The following is a 12,589-nucleotide window of genomic DNA, read 5'->3' as shown; positions in this document are numbered from 1 at the left end:
TCATGAGCCGAGCCTTGTCCGCACGCAGGAACGACGCCATCGCCGCGCAGGGCAGCGCGGCCTGGCCGACGCCGGCACAGCTGGCCACGCTCGGCACCGTGTTGTGCCTGTACCGCGCCGACGGCAACGAGCTCGGTGGCTGGCGCCAGGCAGTACGCGTGCATGCCTGCCAGGGCGTGGACAGCGAGGGCGTGCGCGAAAGCCTGTGTTTCCTCGATGGCCGCGGCCGCTGCGTGTGGCGGCTGTACCTGCTGCCCGACAGCGATTTCCTGGCCTGGGACCGGCTGGTCGCGGCGCTGCCGCCGGGCGCGGAGCATGACAGCGAGGGCAGTGTCGGCGAACGCCTGTGGCGGCGCCTGGCCGGCCATCTCGGTGGCCAGCGCTGGCGACTGTGTGCGCTGCGCCTGCATGCCGCCGACGACGGCCGCACCCTGGCTGCAAGCCTGTCGACGTTGTCCTCGCTGGGCGCAGCCACCGCGCGTCGCATCGCGCGGCTGGAAGGTGCCGAAGGCGAGCTGGCGATCGACGATTGCTGCTGCGCCGATGCTGCACGTCGCTCGGCGCCGCGGGTTCCCGGCGACCTGCCGCTGATCCGGCTGTAACCCTTTCCCGATGGAACGCCTGTCGGCCACGGACGGCCTCTCACTGCATCTGCAACCCCGAAGGAAGACCCCGATGAAGCTCCAGACAGCCAGCGTCCTGCTGCTGCTCGCCACCAGCGGCGTGGCCAGCGCGCAGCCCTCCGGCATCGCCCGCGACCACGACAGCATCCTTGCCATGCAGGGCGAGTACACCGTCGATTTCGCATTCGACGAGACCGTGCTGCTGAAGCCCGGCTACGAGCGCGCCCCGGCGATGCGCAGCGGCGGCAACGAGCTGGTGATCGTGGTCGAGGACACGCCGAAGCGCATCGTGCTGCAGCACCTGCTGCTGGACGAGAAGAGCGGCCACATCACCAAGCACTGGCGCCAGGACTGGGTGTACGAAGCACCGAACCGATTCGAGTTCAGCGCCGACCAGACCTGGCAGGTACGCCGCATTCCCGCAGCGGTGAACCAGGGCGCCTGGACCCAGTGCGTGTACGAAGTGAGCGACGCACCGCGCTACTGCGGCACCGGCAAATGGACCTACGCCAACAACGTGCCGAGCTGGACCAGCGACCTCAGCTGGCGCCCGTTGCCGCGCCGTGAGTACACCAAGCGCAGCGACTACAACGCGCTGGCCGTCGTCAACCGCCACACGCTCACGCCCAATGGCTGGACCCACGAGCAGTTCAACACCAAGGTGCAGCGCAACGCCGACGGCAGCCAGGTGGAGATCGCACGCGAGTTCGGCTTCAACGACTACGTGAAGACCACCGAGGTCGACTTCACCCCGGCGCGTGACTACTGGAAGGCCACTGCCGGCTACTGGGCCAAGGTGCGCCAGCGTTGGGACGGCTTCCTCGGCCAGGCCCCGGGCGTGCACCTGAAGACCAAGATCGATGGCATGGCGATGATCATTCCGCTGTTCACCCAGGCCGAAGCGATCCAGTCCGGCAAAAAGGTGAAGGACAAGCAGATCGACGAGGTGTTCGCCAAGTACGTGGAAAAGGCGCCGAAGGAAGGCTGATCGCCGCGATGGAGAGGGGTGCCGGGGGTACCCGGCACCGCATTCACCGGCTGCCGGTGGGGGCCGGGCTTGCTCGGCACGCCATCCGGAGGCGCAACCGATTCAGGCCTCGCGCAGCGCCAATGCCGGCGGCGTATGCAGGATCGCCCGCGTACCCCACCAGCCCGCCAGCAGGCTCAAGCCGATGCCGACCACGCCGCCGATCAGCAGGCCCGGCCACGGCGGCAGCAAGGGCAGCTCGAACACCTTCTGCGACACCGCCACGCCGATCGCTGCGGCCGCGCCCACCGCCAGCAACGCCGCCAGCGTGCCCAGCGCGCCGAACTCCACCAGCACCGCGCCGCGCAGCTGGCGCCGGGTCGCGCCCAGCGTGCGCAGCACCGCGCTGTCGTAGCGGCGCTCGCCGGCGGTGGCCTGCAGCGCCGCCAGCAGCACCAGCACGCCGGCCAGCAGGCTGAACACCATCACCAGCTGCACTGCCTGCGCCACGCGCTCCATCACATCGCGCACCTGCGAGATCACCGCGTCCACGTCCAGCAGCGACAGGTTCGGCTGCGCGCGCACCAGCTCGCCCAGCCCGGCCGCGTTGCCGGACGGCAGATGGAAGGCCGACAGCAGGTTGTGCGGGGTATCGCCCACCGCATTCGGGTTCAACAGCACGAAGAAATTCGGGCGGAATGTGTTCCAGTCCGCCTTGCGGATGCTGGTGACGGTGAACTCGCGCTGCTGCTCGCCTACGGAAATCGTAATGCGATCACCCAGGTGCGCGCCGTAGCGCCGCGCCCAGCTGGTTTCCACCGAGGCTTCCGCCGCGGTGCTGCCGGCCTGCCAGAAGCGGCCCTCCAGCAGCGCATTGGCGGGTGGGAAGCTGCTGCGCCAGCTGAAGTTCAGCGGCCGGTTCTCGTCGTCGTCCTCGCGCGGGCCGTTGTTCGCGCCGTTCCCCTCGGCGGCGGCCTGGTCCACGCGCAGCGGCGGCTTGCCGTTGATCGCGATCAGGCGGCCGGTCGCCATCGGCTCGATACTGGCGTCGCCGGCGCCCAGTCCACGCAATGCGGCCAGCACACCGTCGCGTTGTTCGGGCTGGATGTTGATCAGGAAGTAGTTCGGCGTATCCGCAGGCAGGCGCTCGCGCCACTGCTGCAGCAGGCCGGGTCCGGTCACCGCCAGCAGCAACAACGCGCACAGCGACAGCGACAGCCCCACCAGCTGCATCACCGCCAGCAGCCGGCGCCGGGTCAGCGCGGCCAGGCCCAACCGCCAGTTGCCATGCAGGCGGTGCTGCAGGCCGCGCAGCAGCTGCAGCAGCACGAAGCCGACCGCACCGGCCGCCAGCGCCAGCGCGGCCAGGCCGCCCAGCACCCACAGCGCCAGTTTCAGATCGCCGGTGACCTGCACCGCCAGCAGCAGGCTGGCCGCCAGCGCCGCCACATAGGCCAGCAGCGACGCCGGCGGCAGGGCGGCGAAGGAACGGTTGAGCACCCGCATCGGCGGCACCCCGCGCAGGCGCAGCAGCGGTGGCAGGCCGAAGCCGAACAGCAGCAGCAGGCCGATGCCGGCACCGGTCAGCGCCGGCATCGCTTCCGGCAGCGGCAGGCGCTGCGGCACCAGGCTGCCCAGCACCTGCACCAGGCCTTCCTGCGCGGCCATGCCCAGGCCGATGCCGAGCGCACAGGCTGGCACCGCCAGCATCAGCAGCTGCAGCGCCAGGCCCAGCAGGATGTCGCGCTGGCGTGCGCCCAGGCAGCGCAGGATCGCCACCTGGTCGATGCGACGCAGGGCGAAGCGGTTGGCCGCCAGCGCGGTGGCCACACCGGCCAGCAGTACCGCCAGCAGCGCGCTCAGGCCGAGGAAGCGCCCGGCCAGATCGAATGCCTGGCGCACGCCACGCTGGGTGTCGTCCACGCTCAGCAGGCGCAGGCCTTTCACCTGCGGCAGCAGCCACTGGCGCAGCGCCGCGATCGGCTCCGCTGCGCCGGCGAACATCAGCCGGTAGTTGATACGGCTGCCCGGGCCGAGCAGGCCGGTGCCCTCCACATCAGCGCGGTTGACCAGCAGGGTGGGCGAGAGTGTCAGCAGGTCGCCACCGCTGTCCGGCTCGGCCTCGATGATGCCGGCGATGCGCAGCGTGCCGGCGCCGAACTCGAGGTCATCGCCGGCCTTCAGCCCCAACCCCTGCAGCAGGCGTGGGTCGGCATAGGCCTGGCCCTTGGGCGGCATGCCGGCATCGGCGATCAACGCACCGCCGGGCGTGGCCCGGACCCGCAGCGTGCCGCGCAGCGGATAACCTGCCTGTACCGCCTTGATGCTGGCCATCTGGCTGGCATCGCCGTTGAACAGCACGCTGCCGAAGCTGGCGATGCGGGTATGCGCCAGGCCGCGCTGTTGCGCCTCGTCGGCGAATGCCTGCGGCGGATCATCGCGCCCGGCGATGCCGAGGTCGCCGCCGAGCATTTCCGCCGCGCTGCCGGTCAGCGCCAGGTTGACCCGGTTCACCAGCGTGCCCACCGCAGTCATCACCGCCACGCCCAGCACCAGCGCGGCGAACACGGTCAGCAGGTCGCCGGCCAGCGCCTCGCGGCGCAGCGCGCGCCACGCGTGGCGCAGCACGTTCATGCCTGTGCCCCACGCTCGACCGGCAGCAGGCGGCCGTCATCGATGCGGTGGATGTACTGGCAACGCTGGGCCAGGCGCAGGTCGTGGGTGACCAGGACCAGGGTGGTGCCGCTGCCGGCGTTGAGTTCGAACAGCAGGTCGCTGATGTGCTGGCCGGTGGCGTGGTCCAGCGAGCCGGTCGGTTCGTCGGCGAACAGGATGCGCGGGCGGGTGACGAAGGCACGTGCCAGCGCCACGCGCTGCTGCTCGCCGCCGGACAGCTGGCGCGGGTAGTGGCGGGCGCGATGGGCCAGGCCGACCTGCGCCAGCACCTCGTCCACCCGCGCGCGGTCCTCGCGTCCGGCCAGTTCCAACGGCAGCGCGACATTCTCGGCGGCAGTCAGCGCCGGCAGCAGATGAAAGCTCTGGAACACGAAGCCGACCGCGCGCGCGCGCAGCTGGGCCCGTGCTTCTTCATCCAGGTCGCCCAGGTTCTGGCCCGCCAGCGCGACGTGGCCGCGGCTGGGCAGGTCCAGTCCGGCCAGCAGGCCGAGCAGGGTGGTCTTGCCGGACCCCGAAGCGCCGACGATGGCCACACTGGTGCCTTCATGGACGGTCAGGGTGATGTTGTCCAGTATGTGGACTTCACCCTCCGGGCCCTGCACGGACTTGCCGACCTGGTCGACGGCGATGGCGACGGGCGTGCTGCGGGGGGACAGGCTGTCGATGAGGAGACTCCAATGCGCAAGACGGGATGGAGCCGGCGAGCCGGCGCGATGATGGTGCTGCTGCTGGGATTGCTGCTGCCCGGGCTGGCCGGAGCCAAAGACCCGGCAGGTACGGTGCTGGTGCTCGGCGACAGCCTCAGTGCTGCCCACAATATCCCTGCCGACGCCGGCTGGGTCAGCCTGTTGCAGCAGCGGGTCAGGCAACAGTCGAAAACACCGGCGCGCATCGTCAATGCCAGCATGAGCGGGGAAACCACGGCCGGCGCGCTGACCCGCCTGCCGGGCCTGTTGGCGAAGGAAAAGCCGACGGTGGTGGTGATCGCGCTGGGCGGCAACGACGCGCTGCGCGGGCTGACCCCGGCACAGGTGCAGGGCAACCTGAAAAAGATGGTACAGGCCAGCCAGAAGGCCGGCGCCAGGGTGCTGCTGCTGGGCATCGACGTGCCGCCCAACTATGGGCCCGCTTACCGCCAGCGCCTGGCGGCGGCCTACAAGGCGCTGGCCACGCAGTACAAGGTGCCGCTGCTGCCGTTCCTGCTGGAGGGCGTGGCCCTGCAGCCGGGCATGATGCAGGCCGATGGCCTGCACCCCACGGCGCAGGCGCAATCGAGGGTGCTGGACAACGTCTGGCCACTCCTGCGACCCCTGCTCTGAACGATTTACAACCCTCTTGACGGAACTTCACATCGCGTCCACCGTCGATCCGGCATGTTTCACAAAGCTGAAGTTAGAGGGAATCACATGCGTCAGACGAAGGAGACCTCCGGCTTGGTGCTGGTGGTCGAAGACAACCGCAACATCTCCGAGATGATCGGGGAATACCTGGAAGGTCGCGGCTTCGAAGTCGACTATGCACAGGACGGCCTGGATGGCTACCGCCTTGCGGCGGAGAACAGCTATGACGTCGTGGTGCTCGACCTCATGTTGCCGCGCCTGGATGGCATCGAAGTATGCCGTCGCCTGCGCAACGATGCGCGCAAGTCCACCCCGGTGCTGATGCTCACGGCACGCGACACGCTGGACGACAAGCTCACCGGCCTCGGTTTCGGCGCCGATGACTACCTGACCAAGCCGTTCGCGATCCAGGAGCTGGAAGCCCGCCTGCGCGCGCTGATCCGCCGCGAACGCCGCCAGGTGGGTTCGGAAGTGCTGAAGGTCGCCGACCTGGTGCTCGATCCGGTCAGCATGCGGGCCACCCGTGCCGGTACCGAACTACAGCTGTCGCCGATCGGCCTGCGCCTGCTGACCATCCTGATGCGCGAATCGCCGCGCGTGGTCACCCGCCAGGAGATCGAACGCGAGATCTGGGGCAATGGCCTGCCGGATTCGGACACCCTGCGCAGCCATCTGTACAACCTGCGCAAGATCATCGACAAGCCGTTCGACCGTCCGCTGCTGCACACCGTGCAGAGCGCCGGTTACCGCATTGCCGATATCGCCCAGCCGATGGCCTGATCGGGGCCAGGCCGGTGCAGCATCAGGCCCGGCCGGGCAACGACCCCGCACCGGGCACGGATGACCGGCCGGCACTGCCGCCGGTCATCCTCCGTGCACGACTACGGCGCAGCGCGCTGCCTATAATCGCAGCGCTCTGACCGGGACCCCGCAATGCCGCACGGCCTGCCGCGCAAGATCCGTATCGCCTTCATCCTGCAGGCAGTCCTGGCCAGCCTGGGCATCCTGCTCGGTGCCTGGCTGGTTTCGCTGGTGATCAAGCACAGCCTGGTCGGCGCCGCCCTGCGCGAGGAAGCGGCCTATTACTGGACGCTGCACGAGGCCTCGCCGGTGCAGCCACCGCCCAACACCCAGAACATCCGCGGCTACCTGCTGGAAAGCGGGCAGTCGGCGCTGTCGTTGCCGGCCAACCTGCGCAACCTGGAACCCGGTTTCCACGAGCTGCCCAAGGATGACCAGCTGGTACTGGTCGATGTGCGTCCGGCCGGCCGCCTGTACCTGGTGTTCCTGCGTTCGCGTGCGGAGATGCTGGCGTTCTGGTTCGGCATCGTGCCGGTGCTGCTGACCCTGTTGGCGGTGTATGGCGCCAGCTGGGTCACCTACCGGGCTTCCAAGCGCCTGGTGTCGCCGGTGAACTGGCTGGCACGGCGCGTCTCGCGCTGGGATCCGGGCCACCCGGAGGCGGCCGACCTGGAACCGAACAAGCTGCCCGCGGACATGCAGGGCGAGACCCGGCAGCTGGCGGCCGCGCTGCATTCGCTGGCCAACCGGGTCAGCGCGCATGTGGCGCGCGAGCGCAATTTCACCCGCGATGCGAGCCACGAGCTGCGCACGCCGTTGACCGTCATCCGTGTGGCCAGCGACATGGCCCTGGGCGATGAAACCCTGCAGCCGCGCCTGCGCCGCAGCCTGCAGCGCATCCAGCGCGCCGGCCGTGACATGGAAGCGGTGATCGACGCGTTCCTGATCCTGGCCCGCGAGGCCGACGTCGAACCCCAGATCGAGCTGTTCGACGTCAACGACATCGTCCGCTACGAGGTGGACAACGCCAACGAACTGCTGGGTACGCGTCTGGTGTCAGTGCACCTGCACAGCGAAGGCCCGGTGCAGCTGCACGCGCCGCCGCGGGTGCTGCAGGTGGTGGTCAGCAACCTGGTGCGCAACGCCTGCAGCTACACCGACGAAGGGCGTATCGACGTGCACGTGCTCAATGACCGGGTGGTGGTGCGCGACACCGGCATCGGCATGTCCGCCGAGGCGCTGTCGCGCGCGTTTGAACCCTTCTACCGCGCCGAGCCGAGCCGCCCGCAGGGCACCGGCCTGGGCCTGTCGATCGTGCGCCGGCTGTGCGACCGCTTCGGCTGGAAGGTCAGCCTGGCCAGCCAGCCGGGCAAGGGCACCGAGGCCACGGTGGTCTTCCGGTAACGCGGCGACCTGCCGGGGTCGGATCCCGTTGCGGCGCAACCGGCTCTGACCCCATCCCGCTGAAATGTCGGTAGATCCAGGCCATGCGTGGATGGGGTGCGGTAGCGCCGGGCCATGCCCGACGTCCACAGTGCCTCAGTTGCAGTTGACCTTCGGCGCCAGCGCCTTGGTCCAGATCGCATAGCCGGCCGGGGTCATGTGCAGCATGTCCTCGCGGAACAGCGTCGCGTCCGGCTGTCCATCGGCGCCGAGCATCGGCGTGTAGATGTCGGTGAAGCCGGTGTTGGGCAGCCTGGCCAGCGCAGCCTTGATCAGCGCGTTGGCTTCGTTGATCGCCGGCAGCAGGTGCGCACGCGACGGGCTCGGCTTGATCGACAGGTACTCGACCCTGGTCTTCGGCAGGTCGCGGTGCACGCGCTGCACGAAGGCGACCACGTCATCTCGCACCTGCATGGCGCTGCGGCCGCTGTTGAGGTCGTTGTCACCGGCGTAGAAGAACACCTTGCACGGCGCATACGGCACCACGATCTGGCCGGCATACCAGGTGCTGTCGCGCACTTCCGAACCGCCGAAGCCGCGGTTGAACACCGGCTGGCCGGGGAAGTCGGTGGCCAGGCTCTCCCAGAAGCGGATCGAGGAGCTGCCGATGAACTCGATGCCACCACGCGGCGGCGGGTTGGCCTGGTCGGCGCTGGCGAAGCGGGCCATGTCGCCGGCCCAAGCCACATTGGAGACCTGTTCGGGCACCTGCGGCGGCCTGGCCGGGCTCAGGGCCTGGGCAAGCGGTGCGGCAGTCAGCAGGCCCAGCATCAGCAGGCAGGTACGGCGACGGGACATCAGGCGCTCCAGCAGGCAAGGGGAGCTCCATCATAGAAGCACGGCCCAGCCCGGTGCTTGCCCCTGGCAGGCCGTTCAGCGGGCCGGTGCGGGGTGCGGTTGGCGGCCTTGTGGCAAAATGGCGGCCATCTGCCTATTCCTGTGCACCCATGATTCCCTGCCGTGCGTCTGAGCGGTCGCTGCGCCGCGCCCCTGTTGCTGGATGTTCCATCCGTGGCTGATCAGTTCGGCCATCTGCCCCGCGGCCCGCGCCGCATCTTCCAGGCCGCCCGCTGGTCCTGGCAGGGCCTGCGCGCCGCCTGGCTGCACGAGTCCTCGTTCCGGCTGGAGGTCTACCTGCTGATCCTGCTGACCCCGGTCGCGATCTGGCTGGGCCAGACCCCGGTCGAACGCGCGCTGCTGATCGGCTCGATGCTGCTGGTGCTGGCGATGGAGCTTGCCAACTCGGCCATCGAAGCGGTGATCGAACGCTACGGCAGCGAGATCCACGAGCTGGCTGGCCGCGCCAAGGACATGGGCTCGGCAGCGGTGTTCGTGCTGATGATGAACGTGCTGCTGTGCTGGGCGCTGGTCGTGGTTCCGCACGCGCTGGCCGGCAGCTACGGCTGAAACCCCATTCCCCCACTGCCTTGAAGAGTTTCCATGTCCTTTGAGTTCCTCGCCGACCCCAATGCCTGGGTGACCCTGTTCACGCTCAGCGCGCTGGAAATCGTGCTCGGCATCGACAACCTGGTGTTCATTTCCATCGCGGTCAGCAAGCTGCCGGAAGAGCGTCGTCCGTTCGCACGCAAGCTGGGCATCGCGGTGGCCTGCATCACCCGCATCGGCCTGCTGGTCTCGCTGGCCTACCTGGCGCACATGGCGGCCAACCTGTTCACCGTGGCCGGCATGGGCATTTCCATCCGCGACCTGGTACTGATCGTTGGTGGCCTGTTCCTGATCATCAAGGGCTGCATGGAGATCAAGGAACTGATCAGCGGTGGCGAGGACGAAGACCCCACCACCACCAAGGCGTCGGCCGTGTTCGGCTACGTGATCGCCCAGATCGCGGTGATCGACATCGTGTTCTCGCTTGACTCGGTGATCACCGCCGTGGGCATCGCCGACCACATCCCGGTGATGGTGGCTGCCATCCTGCTGTCGGTGCTGGTGATGCTGCTGGCCGCCAACCCGCTGGGCCGCTTCATCGACGCCAACCCGACCGTGAAGATGCTGGCCCTGGCCTTCATCCTGATGATCGGTGCGGTGCTGATCCTGGACGGCCTGGACGTGCACGTGCCCAAGCCCTACATCTACGCCGCGATGGGCTTCTCGGTGCTGGTGGAGTGGCTGAACCTGCTGATGCGCCGCCGCGCCCGCGAACACAACGTGCCGGGCGCCGGCAACTGGTAAGCGCGCCATTGGCACGTGTGTCACCCAGAACCCCCGGCCTGGCCGGGGGTTCTGCGTTGTGGGGCGCGGCTCTACAACGAACGGCGCTGCGGTTTTTGCACTTGCGGCGGCGTTCCGGCCTTCACTTGTGAATCAGGATCAACAGTGTTTTCCCGGGCCGAGGCTTAATCCGGCGCAGCAAAGCGCGCAGGCTACGCACTCCCGATTCCCGCCCCCCAGGAAACCCCCATGAATTCCAGAGCCGCCTTGCTGGCGCTTGCCGTTGGCGCCTTCGCCATTGGAACCACCGAATTTGCCCCGATGGGCCTGTTGCCGGTCATCGCCGACGGCGTGGGGGTTGGCATCCCCACCGCCGGCATGCTGATCACCGCCTACGCCGTGGGCGTGATGCTGGGCGCGCCGGTGATGACCCTGCTGATGGGCCGTTTCGGCAAGCGCACCGCGCTGATGCTGCTGATGTCCATCTTCGTGGTCGGCAACCTGCTGTCCGCGCTGGCGCCGAACTACGGGCTGCTGCTGCTGTCGCGCCTGGTCACCAGCCTCAACCACGGTGCCTTCTTCGGCATCGGTGCGGTGGTCGCCGCCAGCCTGGTGCCGAAGGAAAAGCAGGCTGCGGCCGTGGCCACCATGTTCATGGGCCTGACCATCGCCAACATCGGCGGCGTGCCGCTGGCGACCTGGGTCGGCCAGCAGCTGGGCTGGCGCCTGTCCTTTGCCGGTACTGCGGCGCTGGGCCTGATCGCAATCACCGCGCTGGGTTTCGCGCTGCCGGCATCTGCACCGGGGCCGCGCCCGGACGTGCGCCGCGAACTGAAGGCGATCCTGCAGCCGCCGGTGCTGCTGGCGATGGCCACCACCGTGCTTGGCGCAGGTGCGATGTTCACCCTCTATACCTACGTCGCACCGGTGCTGACCGAATTGACCGGCGCCTCCAATACCTTCATCGCGATCTCGCTGGCGCTGATCGGCATCGGCTTCACCCTCGGCAACGGCATCGGTGGGCGCATGGCCGACTGGTCGCTGGATGGCGCCACACGGATCCTGCTGGCCGTCCTGGCGGTGCTGATGTTCGTGCTGCCGCTGGCCTTCATGAGCCACGCCACCGCCGCCCTCGGTGTGCTGCTGTTCGGCGCGGCGACCTTCGCCCTCGTACCGCCGCTGCAGATCCGGGTGATGCAGGCGGCCAGCGAGGCGCCGGGCCTGGCGTCGTCGATCAACGTCGGTGCGTTCAACCTGGGCAATGCGGTGGGTGCGGCGCTGGGCGGTGCGGTGATCAGCTCGGGCCTGGGCTATGCCGCGATTCCGGTGGCCGGTGGCCTGCTGGCGGCATCGGGCCTGCTGCTGGCGTGGCTGGGGCGTCCCCGCACCGCGGTGGCTGAGGCCTGCTGAGGGGAGAGGGTTTACGGCAGGGCTTGCAGCCCTGCACCCGCTGAATCAACGTCAACGGCAAAAGCCTGCATTCCGTGGGTTGGCGGGGTGGGTCCGGTTGAGGGGGACGCTGCAAGTACGTCCATGTAAGCTCGGTCGCCGCATCCATGCGGCTCACGCCCCCTCAACCGGACCCACCCCGCCTTCGACAGATTCCCGCGATCTGTCGTAACGGCGCCCCGCTCTGGTAGGTGTCGACCTTGGTCGACACGAATGCCTGAAGAACCGGCTTTTGCTTTTGATTTTTCTCTTGATCTTCCCGCGGTGCGCAGGAAATTGTCCGTGGCCGGGAGGGTGGGTTGGCTGGGGGCGTGAGCCGCATGGATGCGGCGACCGAGCTTACACGGACGTACTGGCAGCGCCCCCCAGCCAACCCACCCTCCCGGCCGACCCCGATAACGCTTCCTCGCCACCCACCGCGGAGGGGGCGGTGCCCGATGGCCGGTCTTTCACCCGAACCGTGGCATGCTCGGTGCCAAGCCCACCCGGAACCTCCGCCATGCGCCTGTTTACCCGTGTCCTGCCCCTGATGCTGCTGGCCTCCCTGCTGTCCGGCTGCGGCTACAACGCCATCCAGCAGAAGGATGAGGCGGTCAAGGCCAGCTGGTCTGAGGTGCTCAACCAGTACAAGCGCCGCGCCGATCTGGTGCCCAACCTGGTGCAGACGGTGAAGGGCTTTGCCAGCCAGGAAGAGCGCGTGCTGACCGAAGTCACCAACGCCCGTTCGCGCGTCGGCCAGATCAACGTCAACGCCGACGACGAAGCCTCGCTCAAGCAGTTCCAGCAGGCCCAGGGTGAACTCGGCAGCGCACTGTCGCGGCTGCTGGTGGTCACCGAGAACTACCCGGTGCTGAAGTCCGACCAGAACTTCCGCGACCTGCAGGCCCAGCTGGAAGGCACCGAAAACCGCATCACGGTTGCGCGCGGCCGCTACATCCAGCAGGTGCAGGACTACAACACCTACATCCGTTCGTTCCCGCAGGTGATCACCGCCAAGATCTTCGGCTACAAGACCAAGCCGAACTTCACGGTGGACAACGAAGCGCAGATTTCCAACGCGCCAGCGGTCGATTTCGGCAACGCGCCGCAGCAGCAGCCGGCGCCGCAGCCGGGCCATTGAC

The 12,589-nt window shown here is 68.5% G+C and carries 12 protein-coding genes; 9 read left to right on the top strand and 3 right to left on the bottom strand.

Annotation, left to right across the window (positions count from 1 at the left end):
• Nucleotides 1–2: 2 nt before the first annotated feature.
• Both AC5QAB_RS11045 and AC5QAB_RS11040 read left to right on the top strand, forming a co-directional pair.
• The gene (locus AC5QAB_RS11045; RefSeq protein WP_134966113.1) at nucleotides 3–602 is read left to right on the top strand and encodes a Hemin transport protein; all 600 of its coding nucleotides are present in this window, start codon (nucleotides 3–5) and stop codon (nucleotides 600–602) included.
• Nucleotides 603–675: 73 nt separating this feature from the next.
• The gene (locus AC5QAB_RS11040) at nucleotides 676–1,611 is read left to right on the top strand and encodes a DUF6607 family protein (protein ID WP_134966114.1); all 936 of its coding nucleotides are present in this window, start codon (nucleotides 676–678) and stop codon (nucleotides 1,609–1,611) included.
• Nucleotides 1,612–1,713: 102 nt separating this feature from the next.
• On the opposite strand, the gene AC5QAB_RS11035 is transcribed toward AC5QAB_RS11040, so the two are convergent.
• Both AC5QAB_RS11035 and AC5QAB_RS11030 read right to left on the bottom strand, forming a co-directional pair.
• Nucleotides 1,714–4,224: an ABC transporter permease gene (locus AC5QAB_RS11035; protein ID WP_478444219.1), complete on the bottom strand. Its 2,511-nt coding sequence runs from the start codon at nucleotides 4,222–4,224 to the stop codon at nucleotides 1,714–1,716.
• Nucleotides 4,221–4,868 (bottom strand): ABC transporter ATP-binding protein, encoded by a 648-nt coding sequence (locus AC5QAB_RS11030; protein WP_075076551.1) that lies wholly within the window; start codon nucleotides 4,866–4,868, stop codon nucleotides 4,221–4,223. The genes AC5QAB_RS11035 and AC5QAB_RS11030 overlap by 4 nt, the downstream gene beginning before the upstream one ends.
• Nucleotides 4,869–4,943: 75 nt before the next feature.
• Here AC5QAB_RS11030 and AC5QAB_RS11025 point away from each other — a divergent pair, with 75 nt between their 5' ends.
• The 3 genes from AC5QAB_RS11025 to AC5QAB_RS11015 all read left to right on the top strand — a co-directional run bounded on the left by AC5QAB_RS11025 (nucleotide 4,944) and on the right by AC5QAB_RS11015 (nucleotide 7,811).
• On the top strand, nucleotides 4,944–5,585 hold the full coding sequence (locus AC5QAB_RS11025; RefSeq protein ID WP_134966115.1) for an arylesterase: 642 nt from the start codon (nucleotides 4,944–4,946) through the stop codon (nucleotides 5,583–5,585).
• Between the two features lie 87 nt (nucleotides 5,586–5,672).
• Nucleotides 5,673–6,386 carry a response regulator transcription factor gene (locus AC5QAB_RS11020; RefSeq protein ID WP_002811889.1) on the top strand — a complete coding sequence of 238 codons (714 nt, stop codon included), beginning with the start codon at nucleotides 5,673–5,675 and terminating at the stop codon, nucleotides 6,384–6,386.
• A gap of 153 nt (nucleotides 6,387–6,539) precedes the next feature.
• Nucleotides 6,540–7,811: a sensor histidine kinase gene (locus AC5QAB_RS11015; RefSeq protein WP_014645975.1), complete on the top strand. Its 1,272-nt coding sequence runs from the start codon at nucleotides 6,540–6,542 to the stop codon at nucleotides 7,809–7,811.
• A 135-nt stretch (nucleotides 7,812–7,946) separates the two neighbouring features.
• Here AC5QAB_RS11015 and AC5QAB_RS11010 read toward each other — a convergent pair whose 3' ends face one another.
• The gene (locus AC5QAB_RS11010; RefSeq protein ID WP_014645976.1) at nucleotides 7,947–8,648 is read right to left on the bottom strand and encodes an SGNH/GDSL hydrolase family protein; all 702 of its coding nucleotides are present in this window, start codon (nucleotides 8,646–8,648) and stop codon (nucleotides 7,947–7,949) included.
• Between the two features lie 213 nt (nucleotides 8,649–8,861).
• Between AC5QAB_RS11010 and AC5QAB_RS11005 the strand changes: the two genes are divergently transcribed.
• The 4 genes from AC5QAB_RS11005 (at nucleotide 8,862) to AC5QAB_RS10990 (ending at nucleotide 12,588) form a co-directional block, all read left to right on the top strand.
• Complete coding sequence (locus AC5QAB_RS11005) at nucleotides 8,862–9,257, top strand: diacylglycerol kinase (protein ID WP_049406112.1); 396 nt, start codon at nucleotides 8,862–8,864, stop codon at nucleotides 9,255–9,257.
• A gap of 33 nt (nucleotides 9,258–9,290) precedes the next feature.
• Nucleotides 9,291–10,040, top strand: coding sequence for a TerC family protein (locus AC5QAB_RS11000; RefSeq protein ID WP_049406113.1), 750 nt, complete (start codon nucleotides 9,291–9,293; stop codon nucleotides 10,038–10,040).
• A 228-nt stretch (nucleotides 10,041–10,268) separates the two neighbouring features.
• Entirely contained in the window at nucleotides 10,269–11,429 is a 1,161-nt protein-coding gene (locus AC5QAB_RS10995) for an MFS transporter (RefSeq protein ID WP_014645977.1), read from the top strand.
• Nucleotides 11,430–11,967: 538 nt separating this feature from the next.
• Entirely contained in the window at nucleotides 11,968–12,588 is a 621-nt protein-coding gene (locus AC5QAB_RS10990) for a LemA family protein (protein ID WP_005415338.1), read from the top strand.
• The last annotated feature ends 1 nt before the right edge of the window (nucleotide 12,589 follow it).

It is taken from the genome of Stenotrophomonas sp. YJH_SMC_127 (genome assembly GCF_059372445.1).
Note: the sequence above shows the minus strand (reverse complement) of the source record. Positions and strands in the feature narration are given on the sequence as shown.

What these genes read in the sequence shown, in the direction of transcription:
- AC5QAB_RS11045 (WP_134966113.1), top strand. Translation starts at nt 3, where the DNA reads ATGAGCCGAGCCTTGTCCGCACGCAGGAACGACGCCATCGCCGCGCAG.
- AC5QAB_RS11040 (WP_134966114.1), top strand. Translation starts at nt 676, where the DNA reads ATGAAGCTCCAGACAGCCAGCGTCCTGCTGCTGCTCGCCACCAGCGGC.
- AC5QAB_RS11035 (WP_478444219.1), bottom strand. Translation starts at nt 4,224, where the DNA reads ATGAACGTGCTGCGCCACGCGTGGCGCGCGCTGCGCCGCGAGGCGCTG.
- AC5QAB_RS11025 (WP_134966115.1), top strand. Translation starts at nt 4,944, where the DNA reads ATGCGCAAGACGGGATGGAGCCGGCGAGCCGGCGCGATGATGGTGCTG.
- AC5QAB_RS11020 (WP_002811889.1), top strand. Translation starts at nt 5,673, where the DNA reads ATGCGTCAGACGAAGGAGACCTCCGGCTTGGTGCTGGTGGTCGAAGAC.
- AC5QAB_RS11015 (WP_014645975.1), top strand. Translation starts at nt 6,540, where the DNA reads ATGCCGCACGGCCTGCCGCGCAAGATCCGTATCGCCTTCATCCTGCAG.
- AC5QAB_RS11010 (WP_014645976.1), bottom strand. Translation starts at nt 8,648, where the DNA reads ATGTCCCGTCGCCGTACCTGCCTGCTGATGCTGGGCCTGCTGACTGCC.
- AC5QAB_RS11000 (WP_049406113.1), top strand. Translation starts at nt 9,291, where the DNA reads ATGTCCTTTGAGTTCCTCGCCGACCCCAATGCCTGGGTGACCCTGTTC.
- AC5QAB_RS10995 (WP_014645977.1), top strand. Translation starts at nt 10,269, where the DNA reads ATGAATTCCAGAGCCGCCTTGCTGGCGCTTGCCGTTGGCGCCTTCGCC.
- AC5QAB_RS10990 (WP_005415338.1), top strand. Translation starts at nt 11,968, where the DNA reads ATGCGCCTGTTTACCCGTGTCCTGCCCCTGATGCTGCTGGCCTCCCTG.